Here is a 17,807-nt window from a genome sequence, read left to right on the forward strand (position 1 = left end):
TGCAGGGTACGCCTGTAGGACAAGCGGCGGTATTGATGCTGCAAGGTACGGCATCGGATGTGGGGAAGAGTGTTATTACTACGGCATTATGCCGGATATTCAAGCAGGATGGCTTCAGACCGGCCCCGTTTAAATCACAAAATATGGCGCTCAACTCCTACGTAACCGAAGATGGCAAGGAGATTGGCAGAGCCCAGGGAGCGCAGGCAGAAGCGTGCGGCATTGAAGCAACAACGGATATGAACCCGATATTGATCAAGCCCGTGCGGGATATGCACTCGCAGATCGTGGTGCACGGTGTACCTTTTGCCCAGATGAGCGCTTCGGATTATCGTCAGCATTTCCTGCCGGAAGCGAAGCAGACAGTCATGGATGCGCTGAATCGGCTGCGCAAAACCTATGATATTGTATTGATGGAAGGCGCAGGCAGTCCGGCCGAGATTAACTTGAAGGACCGGGACATTGTCAATATGAATCTGGCAGGCTGGGCGGATTCGCCAGTCATTCTGATCTCGGACATTGATCGCGGAGGCGTGTTTGCTTCCATTGTAGGTACACTTGAGCTGTTGGAGCCGCATGAGGTCCAGCGTGTAAAAGGATTTATCATTAATAAATTCCGGGGGGATCTGTCCCTGCTGCAGCCTGGACTCGATTGGCTCGAAGAGCGGACGGGCATTCCGGTATTGGGCGTACTGCCATACATAAGAGATATTCAGATTGAAGCTGAGGATTCCGTGGTGCTGGACTCCATGCGTCATGGCAGATCAGGGATAAGAGAGCTGGATCTTGCCGTTATTCGTTATCCGCGGATTTCCAACTTTACGGACTTTGACTCGCTGTCCCGTGAACCGGATGTCAATGTACGGTATGTGACTTCACCGGAAGAGCTGGGCCAGCCGGATGCCATTTTGCTTCCGGGTACGAAGGATACGATTGGTGATCTCGCATTCCTGAGAGAGTCGGGTCTCGAGCAAGCGATCGCGAGTCAGACCGAACGTGATCATGTACAGCTTGTGGGGATATGCGGTGGTTATCAAATGCTGGGCCAGCATTTGAAGGATCCGTTTGCAGTGGAAGCGAACCAGATTCAGGAGGCGCGGGGTCTGGGATGGCTGCCGCTGTCGACCACTTTTCTGGAACATAAACAGACGGTAAGAGCTTCGGGGCGAGTGCAGCAGCGACATCCGATTCGTCTATACGGGGATCAAGATTCAGTTGATTCCATGCCGGTGAATGGGTACGAGATTCATATGGGCGTGACCGAGTGCCACGATGCGAAGCAGGTGACTGCGCTGTTTGAGATTGCTCATACAGGTGGTCAGCCTTTTCAGGAGGGCTGGGGAAGCCCGGATGGCAAAGTATGGGGAACGTACTTGCATGGTTTGTTTGAAAGTGACCAGTTCCGCCGTTCCTGGCTTAATGGCCTTCGGCTAGGGAAAGGACTCGCTCCGCTTCAGGAAACCTATAGTGCTCATGAACGCAAGGAGATGGAATTCGACCGGGTGGCCGAGTCTCTGCGCTCAGCCTTGGACATGAAACGTGTATACGAAATTATGGGTATCCAGTACGGAGATACAGCCTCAACTGTTAATGATTGATTAGCAAGCTGGTGTATGATCAGCCATTGATAACTTTCTATATAATAAAAAAACACCCCCATGTGTATACACAGTACCCGGAAACGGGCTGCTGTTACGCATGGGGGTATTTGCTTGTCTGTGGTTTAATTGTGGTTCACCTAAGGGAATGATGGTTTAATGTTATACCTGGATTGGTATTTTAGTTGATTTTGAATTTCTTCATCGCAGACTGCAGTTCCATGGCCTGTTCATGCAGATGACGAACCGTACCTGAGTGGGAATCCATCTCACTGAGCTGATGCTCGGCGGTAGAAGCAATCTGCTGCATGCTCTCGCGTGATCTGGATGTAATCTGTGCTGTCTCTTCAACGGATGCACTCACTTCCTCTGCACCTGCGGAGACTTCCTCTGTGGAAGCAGAGACGGTCTGGATGGTCAGGTTGACGTTCTGGATCAGTTCGTTCAGCTGCTGGAAGGCCGTTCCCGCTCGTTGAACGACATGGGTACCAGACCCGATTTCCTGGGTTACCCGGTTCATGGCACTCACCGAACGTTCCGCATCCTCGCGAATGGTTCCGAGATAATCGGCGATTTCCTCCGTGGCTGTTTTGGACTGTTCCGCCAGCTTGCGGACTTCACCTGCTACGACAGCGAATCCCCGGCCATGCTCTCCGGCACGTGCTGCTTCAATGGAAGCATTAAGGGATAACATGTTGATCTGTTTTGTAATTTCAAAAATGGATGTAACAATCGTGCCGATCGCTACGGAACGTTCATTCATCGTCTCCACGTAACGCAGTGACTCGTTTGCTGTCTGGCCGACACGTTCCATTTGCTGCACAGCATCCTGTGCGAGACGGTTACCGTTGACGGCTTCATTTGCAGCTTCACCAATCTGCTCCGATACTTCAGCAGCAGAAGAAGCGATATGCATAATACCCTGCGTAATTTCTTCCATGGCTCTTGCATTCTCGGCAGCGCTTGAAGCAATGGTCACACTGCCTTTCTCCGCGTCTTCCGCAGAGCGGCTGGAGTTTTTGACCATACCGGACATGGACTCGACCCGTCTTAACAGATCATCGGAGCCTTGAACAACTTCATTGGAGGTAGACAGTGCACGGCTGATCATTTCCTTCAAATTGTGGGTCATCGTTTGGAAGCTTGCCGCGAGCTGAGCAATTTCATCTTTGCCCTTAATTTGCAGCTGGGCGGTCAGGTCACCTTGGGAGATCTGTTTGCTGTGTTGTACGAGCTGGATGATCGGTTTGGTTACTCTTTTGATCATGCTGGCTGAGATCAGCCAACCGAGCACAAAGACGAGTGCTGTGATACCCAGGCATAACCAGAAGATCTGAACGTTTTTATCCTGAATGAACTGGGCATCCATACTTACTGCCATGATCATATTGCTGCCCGCAATCGGAATAAAGGCTGCTTTATGTACGCCGAAGGAATCGGAATAAACATCACTGATGACCATTTCTTTGCTCTCAGTCGCCGTATTCATCGCGGATTGCACGCTGATTTCATCCCCGGCTTTCATTTCTGATGCAGCGTTAGCGATAACAACCGTCGCTTTGCCTTCCTGGATGGATACAACGTAGGTTGCATCTAAGTTATGTTCTTTTGCTTTTTGAGCTAGATAGGATTCAACCGTCAGAGCGGCACCTTCAGAACCCGCACCGCCACTCTGCACCTGCAAAATCTTGGAGGAGGAGACGTTCTTATATATATCCTGGATGGACGTGTTCAGGACCTTGTCGAACTGTGGAAGCACATAGCTCTGCATAATATTCATGGATACAGCATAGAAACTGATACTAAACAACAGGGAAGCGACCAGTAGAACGAGGAACAGCGTGCCTCTTATTTTGCCGGCAACCGTACGATTACGAAACATAGGATCATCCTTTCACGTCATGTTCATTAACATTTGTCGCTTTTCCATATCGTAAGACTATGTACCAACGAAAAAAGGCCTAATTTTCACGTTGAGAAAACTTGGGAATAAGCGGATATACCTATATTACAAAATTAACCGGGGGTTGAATAGAAAAATTTTCATTAATCGGTGAATTTTTTTCAGAAATCCATGAATGTATTACATGCATATTACATAATATCAATTAATACCTACCAGAATAGTTTGTTATATGATATATTGTTCAATATCGCTTAAAGCGAATAGAAAACCGTTCAGTCGGTATGCACATTCTGAGGAGGATTTTACAAGATGGATACTTTTCTAGTCATTCTGAACGTAGTGATTATGCTCGTTCTTCTAGGCGTCCTGTATTGGATGCAAAAGAAACATATTTCCTTTACCAAGCGTGTATTCGCGGGTCTCGGAATCGGGGTTGTGTATGGCGTCATTCTTCAACTGATATACTCGTCTAATTCTGACATTGTTGCCAAGTCTGTTGACTGGTTTAATCTCGTCGGTTCAGGATATGTTAAATTGCTGCAGATGGTCGTGATTCCTCTTATCATGGTTTCCATTATTTCGGCCATCATGAATTTGAAAGGCAAGCAAAACCTCGGCAAAATGAGCTTCTCGATCATTGCGATCCTGCTCATTACGACGGCTATTGCGGCAAGTGTAAGTATCGTAACAAGTCTGAGCTTCAACCTGACTTCCATTGAGATCGAAGGCGGGGACAGAGAGCTCGCGCAGGGGCAGAAGATGGAGGAACGTCTTGTTGATGTACAGGATCAGACGATCCCGCAGCAGGTTCTGGAATTCATTCCTTCCAATCCATTTGCAGACATGACCGGTGAACGCCGTACGTCTACGCTTGCTGTTGTTATCTTCTCGGCATTTATTGGTGTGGCAGTACTTGGACTGGATCGCAAAAAACCACAGCAGGCGGAAACGTTCCGAGGCATGGTGAATGCGGTATATGCTGTAGTCATGCGGATCGTAACGCTGGTGCTCAGGCTGACTCCATACGGGATTCTGGCGCTCATTACGAAAGTAACGGCCACCACGAATCCGGATGAAATCCTGAAACTCATCAAGTTCGTCATTGCTTCCTACGTTGCCTTGATTGTGATGTTTATCATCCACCTGATTATTATCGCGCTGTTCGGTTTCAATCCGTTGACGTATGTGAAAAAGGTTCTGCCTACCCTGGTATTTGCCTTCACATCCCGTTCAAGTGCGGCTGCAATCCCGCTTAACGTGGAGACACAGACGAAGAAACTGGGCGTATCCGAAGGTATTGCGAATCTCTCGGCAAGCTTCGGGGCGACCATTGGTCAAAACGGCTGCGCCGGGATCTATCCGGCCATGCTGGCGGTGATGATTGCTCCTACGGTCGGTATCGACCCGATGAGCTGGGACTTCATCATTACCCTGATCCTGGTTGTCGTGATCAGTTCATTCGGCGTAGCCGGTGTAGGCGGCGGGGCAACCTTCGCTTCCCTGATCGTATTGTCCACGATGAACCTGCCAGTTGCACTCGCAGGCTTGCTGATCTCGGTTGAGCCGCTGATCGACATGGGTCGTACGGCTCTGAACGTGAACGATTCGATGACCGCTGGTCTCGTATCCAGTAAAATTCTGAAAGAGAATGATCAGGATACATTCAATGATCAAAGCCGTGATCTGGATTCCGCTGTTCAAGTATAATCCGGACTCCATAACTTGGATGGCTTATGCACAGCAAAAAGCCAAAATCAGCCGTTCTACGGGTTACCCGTAGGGCGGCTTTTTTTACATAATCGCAGATTGTCGTTATTTAGTGCTGTTCAATGGATGGGAAATGTGATAGAGTATTCATGTTTTGGCCCCAGGCCAGACCGCGGTTCGTAACCATCCCGCGTAATCAAAACTAGGAAGGCAGTGTATGTATTTATGTTTAATTTGGGTTGGGGAGCACTTTTTGTTCTCGTAACGTATGGTTTTTTCCTATTGTGTTACCGTCTGTTCGGTAAAAAGGGTCTGTATGCCTGGATTGGTGTGGCTACGGTTATAGCCAATATTCAGGTGACCAAAACGATAGATATTATGGGAATTGTACTGACGCTTGGTAATACGATGTATGTCAGCATGTACCTGACCAGTGACCTTCTCAATGAGAAGTATGGATCGGGTGAAGCGCGGAAGGCTGTATGGTTCGGATTCTTCACGCTAATCATGACGACGGTACTGATGCAGATGGTCATCTTCTTCGAACCGGCACCGACGGACTTTGCGCAAGAGTCGATGGAAACCTTGTTCGGTCTGCTGCCGCGTCTGGCACTCGGAAGTCTGACAGCGTATTTCATCAGCCAGTTCCTGGACGTGCGGCTGTTCAGTATGCTGCGCAAGGTGGCGCCTGGACGCAATCAGTTGTGGATTCGTACCAACGGCAGCTCGATCGTCAGTTCCTTTGTGGATACGCTGGTATTTTGCACGATTGCATTTGCGTTTATCTATCCATGGGATGTCTGGCTCGAGATCTTCCTGACAACGTACATTATCAAATTCGTGTTGACCGCGGTGGGTACGCCGTTTATATACGCAGCGCGTAATTTTAAAATCAAGGATGAAGTCTAATCCGATCTCGTCTACATCCGTATTCATTCGAGTATGGTTGTTAGCAACGCAACAAGTCTTATAACGAGAATAACCCGCAAGCCATATGGATATGGTTTCGCGGGTTATTTTTATTGCATATCTTAGAGGTTAGTCTGCCAGGATCTGCAGTTCTTTTGGATAGGAAGTCAGCACTTCAACTCCGGTATCTGTGACAAGAACATCGTCCTCAATTCGTACTCCGCCTGCAGGGGTATAGATGCCTGGTTCAATCGTGAATACGGTGCCTTCCTGCAGAAGATCCATATTCTGTCCATGCAGGGAAGGATACTCGTGCACATCGATTCCCAGACCGTGTCCAACACGGTGCATGAACCGTTTGCCGTATCCGGCATCTTCCGTCACCTGACGTGCAGCGCCGTCGATATCGGCACAGGCCACGCCGGGCTTAACTGCGCGAATGGCAGCTTCATTAGCGGCAAGCACGGTATTGTAGATGGTTTTCAGTTCAGGAGAAATGTCACCAAAAGCAAAGGTACGCGTAATATCAGATGCATACCCTGCAGCGTATACGCCCATATCAAACATCAACAAGTCGCCATGCTGCAGCTTGCGTTCACCCGGTGTACCATGCGGCAGACCTGTCTTGGGTCCGGTAAGCACCATGGTATCGAAGGAAGGACCATCTGCACCCAGTTTCTTCATCTGATATTCCATCTCAGCTACCAGTTCAATCTCGGTAACGCCTGTGCGTACATGAGACAGTCCCAGGCGCAGCGTTTCTTCAATAAGATGAATGGCATGGCGGATGCGGGCTACTTCGTCAGGTGTCTTCTTGACGCGCAGTGTGCGGAGCAGAGGACCGACATCCTCGAAGTTGACTGCACCAAGGGCAGCGGTCAGCTGCTCGTAACGCGCAACGGTGACGTATTCTTTTTCAAGGCCCATCCGGCCGAGGCGTCCCTGATAACGTTCGAATAATGCATAGGGATTATCGGTATCGGTATGAGTCGCGATATGGGTTACCGAAGAGGCGGCTGCAGCAGCTTCAGCGTCCAGGGCAGGCACAATCAGTAAAGGTTCCTCGCCACGGGCGAGAACAAGACCGAGAAAACGTTCATGCGGGTTGCTTGCAAAACCAGTTAAATAGTAGATATGTTTCGGATCTGTAATCAGCATGGCGTCCAATCCTTGTGCAGACAGATCAGCTTCCAGACGGGATAAAGGGCTTTGGTTCATATGTGTATAGCTCCACCTTTCAGTTCTTTCTATCCTTCTATTATAGAAGAATATTGAAAAATGCCAAAGGGGAGTGCCTGAAGGGCCTTATTTAATATGGTTAATTTTCCGTTTAGGCGAACAGAGAGAGGGGTAAATACAGGGCGAAACGACGTTGAGGATGGTTGACTGATAACGGTACAAATAACGACCCAGAACCAAATACAAATACAGATAACCGGTAGAGATACCGATAGAGGACAGATACTTAGAATAAATATCCTTGAACAGATCGCAGCAGCATTTGGCAAAATCGAACTACACTCTATTCAATAGAAGGAGATGAGATGATGAATAACCGAGTAAGTGTTCCACTATACGCTTCGCTGTTAAGTATGGCACTGCTGACGGCCTGTGCTTCAGGCGATCCTTCCACAGAATCGCAGCAGGTGTCTCAAGGTCAAGGCACAGGTCAGGGAGAGACAGCAAATGGAGGCAATGACAAGGTGAGTACCGGGGAAGAAGGAACACAGGAGAATCCGGTTATCCCGTATCAGGCTTCGGTTCTGGCCACTGGACTGAACGCACCTTGGGAACTCGTGAACGTACCAGACGGACGGATGTTTGTTACGGAGCGTCCGGGAACCATACGGGTGATTAAGGATGGAGAATTGCAATCCGAACCACTCATTGCGTTTGAGGCTCCGTTCAATGAAGAGGGAGAAGGGGGCTTACTCGGTCTGGCTGCAGATGCGGACTTTGAGAATAACGGTTATCTCTACGCCTACCATTCCTACCTTGAAGGGGACGAGATCGCGAATCGGGTATTGCGCTTGAAGGTGAATGGGGGTCAAGCCGTGATCGACAAGGAACTGCTGGGTAACATCCCTGGCGGAACGAATCATAACGGAGGTCGCATCAAGATTGGTCCGGACAACCTGCTCTACATTACAACTGGTGAACGTTATGAACCGGAACTGGCACAGGACAAGGACAGCTTGGGTGGCAAAATATTGCGGATTGGTCTCGATGGATCGATCCCTTCAGATAACCCGTGGCCGAATTCCCCTGTATACAGCATGGGACACCGGAATGCCCAGGGTCTTGCATGGAATCCGGATAATAAGTACCTCTATGCTACCGAGCATGGTCAGCGTAACTACGATGAGATTAACCGGATTGAAGCCGGGGAGAACTATGGCTGGCCTGAAGTGGAAGGTGACGAGCATGACAAGGGTACCTACCTGGCTCCGCTTGCTCATAGTGGTGAAGATACATGGGCACCATCAGGCATGGCTTTTATAGAGGAAGGACCTTGGGCGGGTTCGCTGCTTGCGGCTAACCTGAGAGGCGAACAGCTGCTGCATATTACCCTGTCCGAGGATGGTACACAAGTGGAGAAGGTGGAGCCCATTTTTGAAGATGAGTGGGGCCGCATTCGTAACGTGACTGCAGGAGAGGACGGGAAGTTATATATCCTGACGAACAATCGGGACGGAAGAGGAACTCCGAGGGAGGGGGATGACCACATCATTGTGCTCACACCGGAGAGTTGAGCTGATGCATCCGGGTTCCATTACTAATATTGGAGCTCAAGCATGTATCTATTAGAACTCGGATGCTGTTCGTGAAATAAGAAAAAGGGGCGTCCCGCGAAGTTCATGACTTTGGGACAGCCCCTTGATTGCTTTATATATGGAAGCACATAGCAGATAGATACTGCTAGTTAATCTGCGCTTTCTGCAAGTTTGGCGATATGCGCGCTTGGTTCATTTGTGTATTCGCCGCCATGGTAACAGAGCACTTTGTTCAGTTTCAGGCCGGTCAGTCTTTTCAAACTTCTTAGCGCTTCAGGCATGTCCGGTGTTGCTGGCGGTGCAGGTCCCACCAGTTCATCATCCACGACACGCAGTTCGTCGGCAGCCAGCAGGAATTCCGATTCACGGAAGTACAGGCAGATATGTCCCGGGGTATGTCCAGGGGTATGGATGACCTGAATTCCGCCTTGAAGCGGCAGCATGTCCCCATCTTCCAATACTCTGCTGATCCCGATCTCAGGCAGCTGGGAGAGAAGCTGATCAGCCTGGGCAAGCACGGGTGCGGGAAGCATGGCTCTACGTTCAGGCGTGAACTTGATCAATGGCTTTTCACCTTTAATATAGGGAATCTCATCTGCATGTGCCCAGACCTCAAGTCCGGGTATCGCATCCAGAAGGGCGCCCAGATTACCGATATGGTCAATGTCCTGATGTGTCAAAATGATGCGTTTAATATCAGCCAACTGTACGCCTTCCTGCTCCAGTGCAGACTCCAAACCTGCGAATTGGCCGATCATGCCTGTGTCCACGAGAGTGATGCCGTCCTCATCGCGCAGCATGACAGGGTAGATTGGGCTGTTTCCTGAAGGTGTAGGGATATTGAGATGCAGCACAGTAAAATCTGTTGTCGGATTAGTCATAGGTTTCCGGATCGAATCCGGTCCACCTCCTTTTTTGGATGATATGGCTTGTGTTTATTCTGGACGAAGATATTTTAAGTGTTTTCTGTACTTCTGGATGGTATCCAGCATCGCTTCAAAGGTTTCCTCAGCCTGCATGCCTTCCTTGACGATGGAGTCAAAGGAGAAGTTCTCAAGAATGAGCTTGTTCCTCGCCTGGAAGACCTGACTAAGAGCATGTTCCATGTTTTCTTTCCCTGGTTTCAGGGCGATCTGTTGTTTATTTAATTCGGCCTGTAGGATCTCCATATTGGACCGTGCACGGTAAGCAGGAGTTTTCATCAGCTCGGTCGAATTAAACTTTTTTTGATAAATGCTCTGATACAGCTGTTTTAACATGTGTTCAAGAATGGAGCAGCATTCAATGACAAGGGATGCATATCTTCGATGTTTGCGTTGATCCCATTGCGGTGAATCAAGTTCCTGTCCCATATGATGATACTCTTGTTCCAGAACTGCGATTTCAAGCTTTGCTTCTTTTTTGATTTTTTTAAAATCGTCTTTGGTCAGCATACCTGTCCTCCCATGGAAACCAAGATGTGATAACTTCATTATCTCATATTGTTACTCGGAGTGCCTCTTTTCCATTGGAGGCAGGATTCTGACCGTTCATCCAATAATTGAACCTAGGTTCAGAAGGGAAGTATCCGATGTCCATGAAAACAGCCATTGTAACCGGAGCAAATTCCGGCATGGGGCTCGCAACCACCATTCAACTTGCAAGGCAAGGCTATAGGGTGATTATGGCCTGCCGCAGCGAGAAGCGCGGACAGCAGGCTCTGCAAGAGGCCCTGCGTGAGTCAGGCTCTACTGCGATTGAGCTAATGCTGTGTGATCTGGGTTCTACCCAGAGCGTCCGCCATTTTGCCCGCTCCTTCCGCGAACGCTACAGTACGCTTGACGTTTTGGTGAATAACGCCGGCGTGGTCATGCTGAAAAGACAGGAGACCTCGGATGGTTTTGAGCAGAGCATCGGCATTAACCATCTGGGACATTTTCTGCTCACATTGCTCTTGATCCAGCCTTTGCAGGCTGCGGAGCAGGGAAGAGTTGTGAATGTTTCATCCGGTGCGTACAAAGCAGGCAAGATTCACTTCGACGACCCGCATCTCAAGAAGGGTTATAACCCGATTAAAAGCTATGCCCAGTCCAAGCTGGCCAACGTACTGTTCACCCGTGCGCTGTCCCGCAAAGTGGCGAATAGCCGAGTTACGGTGAATTGTCTGCATCCGGGTGCAGTTGGAACAAGTATTGGCGTGGATCGAAATACTGGTTTTGGTACACGCATCATGGCCTTTATTGGCAAGCTTCCTTTTTTCCTGTCTCCCGAGGAAGGGGCCCAAACAGCGATTTATTTGGCCACCAGCCCGGAAGTAGCAGAAATTACAGGACGTTACTTTTATCAAAAGAAAGAGCAGAAGCTCAAAGCACATGCCGTCGATGATGCGGTGACTGAACGTTTCTGGACATGGAGCGAACAGCAGGTCGGGCTGAAGCCTGATGAGAAGTTGTGATGAGTCCAAGCTGAGGTGAAGGACCGGTTCTGCATCCCAGTAAATAATCAAAGGTGATCATAGTACACTCATCTACTTATATCATCTGCGTTAACTCGCTAGGATAGACATTTTAGGCTTTTGCTTGCACAGCTTGCTGTACTTCCTGGATAAATGCTTCAATGCTCTGAACGCCTTGATCTCCCTGACCGTATGCGCGGACAGAGGCAGACAGGGCGTTTTTCTCATTTTCCCCGAGTACGAGCGAGTAAGGCACCTTTTCCATCTGAGCTTCACGAATCTTATACCCCAGCTTCTCGCTGCGCAGATCCGTTTCAACTCGAATGCCTGCTGCTCGCAATTGACTCTGTACCTGCAGCGCATAATCTGCATAGTGATCGGATACCGGGAGCAGCTTCACCTGAACCGGAGCGAGCCATAGTGGAAACGCACCCGCGTAATGCTCAGTCAGAATGCCAATGAAGCGATCAATGGAGCCGTAGATGGCGCGATGGATCACGACCGGACGGTGTTTCAGGCTGTCCTCGCCAACATAAGTGAGGTCGAATTTCTCCGGCATTTGAAAATCAAGCTGGATTGTTCCACACTGCCAGCTGCGTTTCAGTGCATCGAGAATATGGAAGTCAATCTTCGGCCCATAAAAGGCTCCGTCTCCTTCATTGATGCGGTATTTCACGCCGCGCCGATCCAGTACATTTTGCAGTGCGCGTTCTGCCTGATCCCATAGCTCTTCCGACCCCATGGAGTCTTCGGGACGAGTGGATAGCTCAATTGTGTATTCAAAACCAAAAATATCGTACATACGTCCGATCAGGGATATTGCCTGGTTGATCTCTTCCTCAATCTGTTCCGGCATCACATAGAGATGGGCATCATCCTGACAAAATGTCCGTACTCGCATCATGCCATTCAGCGCACCCGAGAATTCATGACGGTGAACCTGGCCGAATTCCATCATGCGAATGGGAAGCTCGCGATAGGAATGAAGTGCATTTTTGAAAATCAGCATATGCCCCGGGCAGTTCATCGGCTTCAGTGCAAACGTGGCGTCATCCACTTCTGAGAAATACATATTGTCCTTATAGTGCTCCCAATGACCGGATTGCTCCCACAGACGATTGTTCATCATCAGCGGAGTTCGAACCTCCTGATACCCTTCCTGCAGCTGCAGCTCGCGTGAGAATTGCTCCAGCTCTGTACGGATTGTCATGCCTTTCGGGAGATAGAAGGGCATCCCTGGTGCTTCCTCAGAGAACATGAACAGCCCCAGCTCTTTGCCGAGCTTGCGATGATCCCGCTTCTTGGCTTCCTCCAGCATGTGCAGGTGGTCGTCCAGCTGGGCTTTGCTTGGAAAGGCAGTGCCGTAGATTCGCTGCAGCATTTTGTTGTTCGAATCGCCCCGCCAGTAAGCCCCTGCCACATTCAGCAGCTTGAAGGCTTTGATCCGGCCAGTGGACGGAAGATGTGGGCCACGGCACAGATCAAAAAACTCCCCTTGATCATAGATCGAAAGCTCCGCATCCTGCGGCAAATCATGGATCAGTTCAAGTTTATACGGTTCCTGAATCTCTTCGAACAAGCGAAGGGCTTCCTCACGGCTAACCACCCGGCGGTTGATCTTCACATTCTCTTGTACAATCTTGTTCATTTCCCGCTCAATGGCAGCCAGATCACTGATGGACAAGGCATGCTCCAGATCCACATCGTAATAAAAGCCATCTTGGGTGACGGGGCCAATCCCGAGTTTGACTTGTTCCGCACCGTAGATCCGCTTGAGGGCCTGGGCGAGGACATGCGCAGTACTATGACGATAACGATACAATCCTTCCTCGCTGTCCAGTGTAACGATGACGAGTTCGCAGTCCTGTTCAAGCCTCATGTCCAGATCGACGTTTACACCATCCACAATGCCTCCGATGGCCTGTTTACCCAAGCTAGTACTGATGGACGAAGCGACTTCTCCGATACTTATGCCTGCCTCGTACGAACGAACTGCTCCACCTTGAAGGCGAATCTCAATAGGGTTACCTTGTTGATTACTCATGCAAACCACTCTCCAATGTTTGAAATGGAAGCGCAAAAAACACCCGTCCCGGAAAAGGGACGAGTGCGCTCAGCTCGTGGTTCCACCCTAATTTGGTTATGAATATCCCCTGTATCGGCCAGCCGCCGCAAAACAGGAAACATCATAACCCTCATTGGGATCCGTTATCGGGGATCAGGCGGTGAACTCTACTGACAACCGGACGAAACTTTCATCGAAAGTCCGCCAAGCTGAGGTTCGAGGCCACGGCTGCAGAGGGGTAATTCCGTTCCGTTCGCTGAAGAAGGTTTCACCAATCCCTTCTCTCTCTGGGCAGCACGCAAACGAAATCATGTCTCTGGTCATCGCCAATATGCAAAGTTATTGTCAGTTCATTTGAAGTGAAAAGAACTTGAGATCCATATCAATATATTGGAACAGGTGTTATTGAGTGTCGATTATATAGACTGAAAATCAAAAGGTCAAGCGGAGTTTTATTTAGCTTTATCCGAATGGCGATCAAAAATCAAACGTATGGTGGTTCCCTGGTCCGGATGGGATTGAACCTCGATTCGGCCTTTCATCGCCTCAATCAGCCCTTTGGTTACCGCCATGCCAAGGCCTGATCCGACATCGGATGTCGCCGTATCCGTGCCGCGATAGTATCGTTCGAACAGCCTCCATACCGTCTCCTGATCCATGCCGCGGCCATCATCGGCAAATTGAATGATGAAATTGCCGTCCTGCTCACCTGGCTCAACACGAACGGTCAGCTTCGTCTCTGGTGGATTGTGCAGCAGGGCGTTGGCGGTGAGATTATCGACAATTCGTTCGAAGGACGGGATATGGACATAACCATGCACTGCGAGTGTGGCAGGTTCGAATGTAATACGGCCTTCTCCATAAGCCGGGTTACGCTCGGCACGATGTACTAGATCCTGAAGTAGCGCATTTACGTCAGTTTTCTCGACAGGAGGCTGGTATCCACCGCTGCGCAGACGGTATGTCATGGACAGGTCGTTTACCAGCCGGTCCATGTACATGGATTTATCCAGCATGATGCCCGCAAATTCCCGTATTTCTTCGGATGTCCAGTTGTATTTCTCAGCTTCCAGCATGTGTGCATATCCCTGGATGGAGGACAGGGGTGTCTTCAGATCATGAGTTATCCCGGCAATCCACTCCTCGCGCAGAGAGTCGGTCTGTCTGCGGAGTTCTTCATCACGTTTAAGTGTACTCGACAACGACTGGATAGAGTGCAGCACTTCCGCATATACCCGATATTTTTGACGCCATTTTCCGTTACGCTTCTGGCTGCGTGGCTTGCCCCGGGTGCCAGCCGGCTCTTCATAGTGTCCACGTTCGAGCCGCTGCAGCCATTGAAGCATATGCAGCATGGGATAACCGAAGCGATTGGCATACCAGAATGCAAGCAGCACAAGCAGGATGATGATGGATACCAGAAGTGCAGCCAGGGCAGGACCAAAAATAAAACCGAAGGGATTTTCGTTCACGCCTGCTTGACTGCTGGGAAGAGGAACACTCAGCATCCAGGTCGATTGATCCTGTTCATCATAAAGGGTTACTGTGGTCATTCCGTACCTGGTGGGGTATCGTGAGCGCAGAATCAGGTCCTGAATGCTGTAGCTGTCCGGTGTGCCCATTGCAGGCTTATTGAAAGAAGCAAGCACATGTCCCTGCTCATCCAAAATCTCAAGATAGGCGTCCGCCGCGCGAAGGATATCCTGCTGCCCGGTGGGCAGTACAAGCTTACCGTCGGCATAACTTCCATCGGTGTAGACTTGATCCAAAATCGTTACTGCCTGATTGCTCTCCCCGTACAGCAGGGTGAAGTTGATCCCCTTTCTTTCCCTTATGAGTAAATAAAGCTGGTAGGGAAAGGGCTTTCTTCCCTCCCAATAGGATAGAAGTTCTCCGGGTTTATAGTGATTCGGGACATCGGAAGGGGTGTGAAAGGCATCCACCACACGGCCTTGCTCATCGAGAACCTGAAGCCAGCCGTTGTTCTCCTCCACACGCTCTAGCAGCGCGGGATCATACTGAACGGAACCGTCCGGCAAAATCTCTGCGGTGCTGATCAGCTGTTCGAGCCCGACAGAGGCAAAATCATCAACAAGGCTGGCTTCATTCAACTGTTGGATGACCCAATATGCGATGCTTCCACCGAGAACCAGAATCAGAATTACAGCACCCGCAAGCAGGCCAATGAACCGTGTCATCAATCTGCGACGTATGCTCATCTTCGGAGCTCCGCCTCGGGCAGGACGAGCTTATATCCCAAACCACGGACATTCACCAGCAGTTCAGGCCTGGAGGGATCGGCTTCAATACGCTCACGGATTCGGTGAATATGAACCATGACCGTATTGTCGTCACGGATGGCCTCCGATTCCCATACCCGCTCGTACAATTCGGATTTGGTGAAGATGCGATTGGGATGTTTGCAGAAAAAGAGCAGCAGCTGATACACCAGAGCAGGACAGCCTACCAGCTGACCATGGACCCTGAGTTCACCCGCGTGCTCGTTCAACTGAAAGCGTCCGTAATCATAGATCCCCTCCTGCGGGGAAGGGGATGACGGATTTGCGTCATAATTTGGAAGCAACCTCCCAAATTCTCCCTGTCTGGGCAAATACCGCTTCAGCAGTGATTTCATCCGTGCGACCACTTCAAGTGGATTAAACGGTTTAACAACATAATCGTCTCCCCCAACTGCGAAGCCGGTCAACTTGTCATAATCGGTTGTTTTGGCGGTTAAAAAGAGAATCGGTGCATCGGTCAATTGGCGCAGAAAAGGACAAATTTCCAGCCCGCTTCTGCCTGGCAGCATGACGTCCAGCACGATACAGTGATAGGTTTTCTTTTCACATGCGGCAATCGCATCTTCACCTGTGGTGACTGTGTCAATATCTACGAATTGCTCCTTGAGCAGAACCGTTTTTAACATATGTAAAATCGCCTGTTCATCATCAACAAGCAGAATTGAAACGTTATCCATGACGTAAGAGATCCTCCTGATTTTTATGATTACATTCGTTGTCGGCTATGATCTTCTGCGTTGGTCTATCTAATCTATCATACCATTCTGAGGAGTCGTGGAGCGTACTTGTAACCTTAACAGAATCTTAATTATGAAGCAGCAGCATACCTCAAAGTTATGATAGACGTAAGAGGAGGTTAGACGGAGGATAAGATTGGTTTAGTACACTGGATTGGAAAGAAATCGTTCTACAGAAGGGGTGCAGGGAAGTGAATAGAAATCATAAGGAAAGCAGGCAGCGGTCCAAAATGTTCATTGAAAAAAATCGGATGAGAGCAGAATATGCTCTGCAAAAAGATTCAAGGAGAAGCCAGAGGAGTTGGTTAATGCTTGCCGCAGCACTTGGTGCGTGTGTGCTCTTGTCTGCCTGCGGCACTACAGAATCATCTGACCAGAGGGAACAGCCATCAGCAGAACAGACATCAAGTGCGTCGCCAGCCGCAGAAAACACCAATAAAGAAGAGATGAACTCAGCAGAGGAGGATGTGATGATTACACCTGAACATTTCATAGATACATTGATGAATGGTTCGAAGGAGGACATTTATAATCAAATGAGCCCGGAACTCAAGGAAACGATATCGCTGGAAGAGTTTAAGACGTCTGTGGACAGCTTCATAGAGGGGGTCACTTCCTGGGAACAGGTTACAAAAGTCAAAATGAACAACCTGATGGAGCATTCCTGGAAGGATCAGACGGGGACCAAAGGAATACAAGCCTATTTTGCCGAGGACCATCAGATTGACGGGCTGTTGATCCAGCCACTTGAAACGCATGAGGAGACGGACAAGACATTTACCAAGACCGAATTTCAGTTTCCTATGAAGGGGGAATGGTTCGTGTTCTGGGGAGGAAATGATGTGATGTCCAATTATCATTATGCGCATGAAACGCAGCGTTACGCACTGGACATTATTCGCACGAAGGAAGATTTAAGTTATCAAGGGGAGGCCGCTGTGAATGAAAACTATTATGCTTTTGGCGAGCCGCTCTATGCAGCTGCAGATGGGACGGTTGTTGAAGTCAAAAATGACATTCCGGATAACACGCCAGGCGTGATGAATGCTGAAGAGCCGGCAGGGAATGTTGTCGTTATCGATCATGGAAATGGGGAATACAGCATCACGGCACATCTCAAGGAAGGAAGTGCAGCCGTAAAAACAGGGGATAAAGTCAAGCAGGGAGATCTCATCGGGCAGCTTGGTAATTCCGGTAACTCCAGTGAAGCGCATCTGCATTTTCAAGTCTCAGACGGATCTGATCTGTTCACTTCCCGTTCAGTTCAGATCCGCTGGGCAGATCAGAGCCAAGTGCTGACACGCGGGAACACGTTCCAGGGCCTTCCTGAATAGCTAGGTGTATTTGCCTGTAGTAGAAGTGGATAGCGGTAGGGTT

The 17,807-nt window shown here is 49.5% G+C and carries 13 protein-coding genes; 6 read left to right on the top strand and 7 right to left on the bottom strand.

Features of this window, described 5'->3' with window-relative positions:
• Positions 1-35: 35 nt before the first annotated feature.
• Positions 36-1,598, top strand: a complete 1,563-nt coding sequence (locus tag F4V51_RS06940; protein WP_153980599.1) for a cobyric acid synthase — start codon at positions 36-38, stop codon at positions 1,596-1,598.
• A gap of 181 nt (positions 1,599-1,779) precedes the next feature.
• Here the strand turns inward: F4V51_RS06940 and F4V51_RS06945 are convergent, their stop codons facing one another.
• Positions 1,780-3,480, bottom strand: coding sequence for a methyl-accepting chemotaxis protein (locus F4V51_RS06945; RefSeq protein ID WP_153977397.1), 1,701 nt, complete (start codon positions 3,478-3,480; stop codon positions 1,780-1,782).
• A gap of 333 nt (positions 3,481-3,813) precedes the next feature.
• Between F4V51_RS06945 and F4V51_RS06950 the strand changes: the two genes are divergently transcribed.
• Positions 3,814-5,211, top strand: coding sequence for an L-cystine transporter (locus F4V51_RS06950; RefSeq protein WP_153977398.1), 1,398 nt, complete (start codon positions 3,814-3,816; stop codon positions 5,209-5,211).
• Between the two features lie 225 nt (positions 5,212-5,436).
• Positions 5,437-6,120, top strand: coding sequence for a queuosine precursor transporter (locus F4V51_RS06955; protein WP_127538252.1), 684 nt, complete (start codon positions 5,437-5,439; stop codon positions 6,118-6,120).
• A 129-nt stretch (positions 6,121-6,249) separates the two neighbouring features.
• Here the strand turns inward: F4V51_RS06955 and F4V51_RS06960 are convergent, their stop codons facing one another.
• Positions 6,250-7,338, bottom strand: a complete 1,089-nt coding sequence (locus tag F4V51_RS06960; protein ID WP_153977399.1) for a M24 family metallopeptidase — start codon at positions 7,336-7,338, stop codon at positions 6,250-6,252.
• A 326-nt stretch (positions 7,339-7,664) separates the two neighbouring features.
• Between F4V51_RS06960 and F4V51_RS06965 the strand changes: the two genes are divergently transcribed.
• The gene (locus F4V51_RS06965) at positions 7,665-8,873 is read left to right on the top strand and encodes a PQQ-dependent sugar dehydrogenase (RefSeq protein ID WP_323131802.1); all 1,209 of its coding nucleotides are present in this window, start codon (positions 7,665-7,667) and stop codon (positions 8,871-8,873) included.
• A gap of 170 nt (positions 8,874-9,043) precedes the next feature.
• On the opposite strand, the gene F4V51_RS06970 is transcribed toward F4V51_RS06965, so the two are convergent.
• The gene (locus F4V51_RS06970) at positions 9,044-9,775 is read right to left on the bottom strand and encodes an MBL fold metallo-hydrolase (protein ID WP_153977400.1); all 732 of its coding nucleotides are present in this window, start codon (positions 9,773-9,775) and stop codon (positions 9,044-9,046) included.
• A 54-nt stretch (positions 9,776-9,829) separates the two neighbouring features.
• The gene (locus tag F4V51_RS06975; RefSeq protein WP_153977401.1) at positions 9,830-10,327 is read right to left on the bottom strand and encodes a hypothetical protein; all 498 of its coding nucleotides are present in this window, start codon (positions 10,325-10,327) and stop codon (positions 9,830-9,832) included.
• A 137-nt stretch (positions 10,328-10,464) separates the two neighbouring features.
• Between F4V51_RS06975 and F4V51_RS06980 the strand changes: the two genes are divergently transcribed.
• Positions 10,465-11,328: an SDR family oxidoreductase gene (locus F4V51_RS06980; protein WP_153977402.1), complete on the top strand. Its 864-nt coding sequence runs from the start codon at positions 10,465-10,467 to the stop codon at positions 11,326-11,328.
• Between the two features lie 112 nt (positions 11,329-11,440).
• On the opposite strand, the gene thrS is transcribed toward F4V51_RS06980, so the two are convergent.
• The 3 genes from thrS to F4V51_RS06995 all read right to left on the bottom strand — a co-directional run bounded on the left by thrS (position 11,441) and on the right by F4V51_RS06995 (position 16,370).
• A complete protein-coding gene (gene thrS / locus F4V51_RS06985; protein ID WP_153977403.1) occupies positions 11,441-13,372 on the bottom strand; it encodes a threonine--tRNA ligase in 1,932 nt (643 codons plus the stop codon).
• 473 nt (positions 13,373-13,845) lie between these two features.
• Positions 13,846-15,612, bottom strand: coding sequence for a sensor histidine kinase (locus F4V51_RS06990; RefSeq protein ID WP_153977404.1), 1,767 nt, complete (start codon positions 15,610-15,612; stop codon positions 13,846-13,848).
• Positions 15,609-16,370 (bottom strand): response regulator transcription factor, encoded by a 762-nt coding sequence (locus tag F4V51_RS06995; protein WP_153977405.1) that lies wholly within the window; start codon positions 16,368-16,370, stop codon positions 15,609-15,611. Before F4V51_RS06995 ends, F4V51_RS06990 begins: the two co-directional genes overlap by 4 nt.
• Before the next feature lie 251 nt (positions 16,371-16,621).
• Between F4V51_RS06995 and F4V51_RS07000 the strand changes: the two genes are divergently transcribed.
• Positions 16,622-17,764 (top strand): M23 family metallopeptidase, encoded by a 1,143-nt coding sequence (locus tag F4V51_RS07000; protein WP_153977406.1) that lies wholly within the window; start codon positions 16,622-16,624, stop codon positions 17,762-17,764.
• Positions 17,765-17,807 lie beyond the last annotated feature (43 nt).

This window comes from Paenibacillus xylanilyticus (assembly GCF_009664365.1).
Lineage (GTDB): Bacteria > Bacillota > Bacilli > Paenibacillales > Paenibacillaceae > Paenibacillus > Paenibacillus xylanilyticus_A.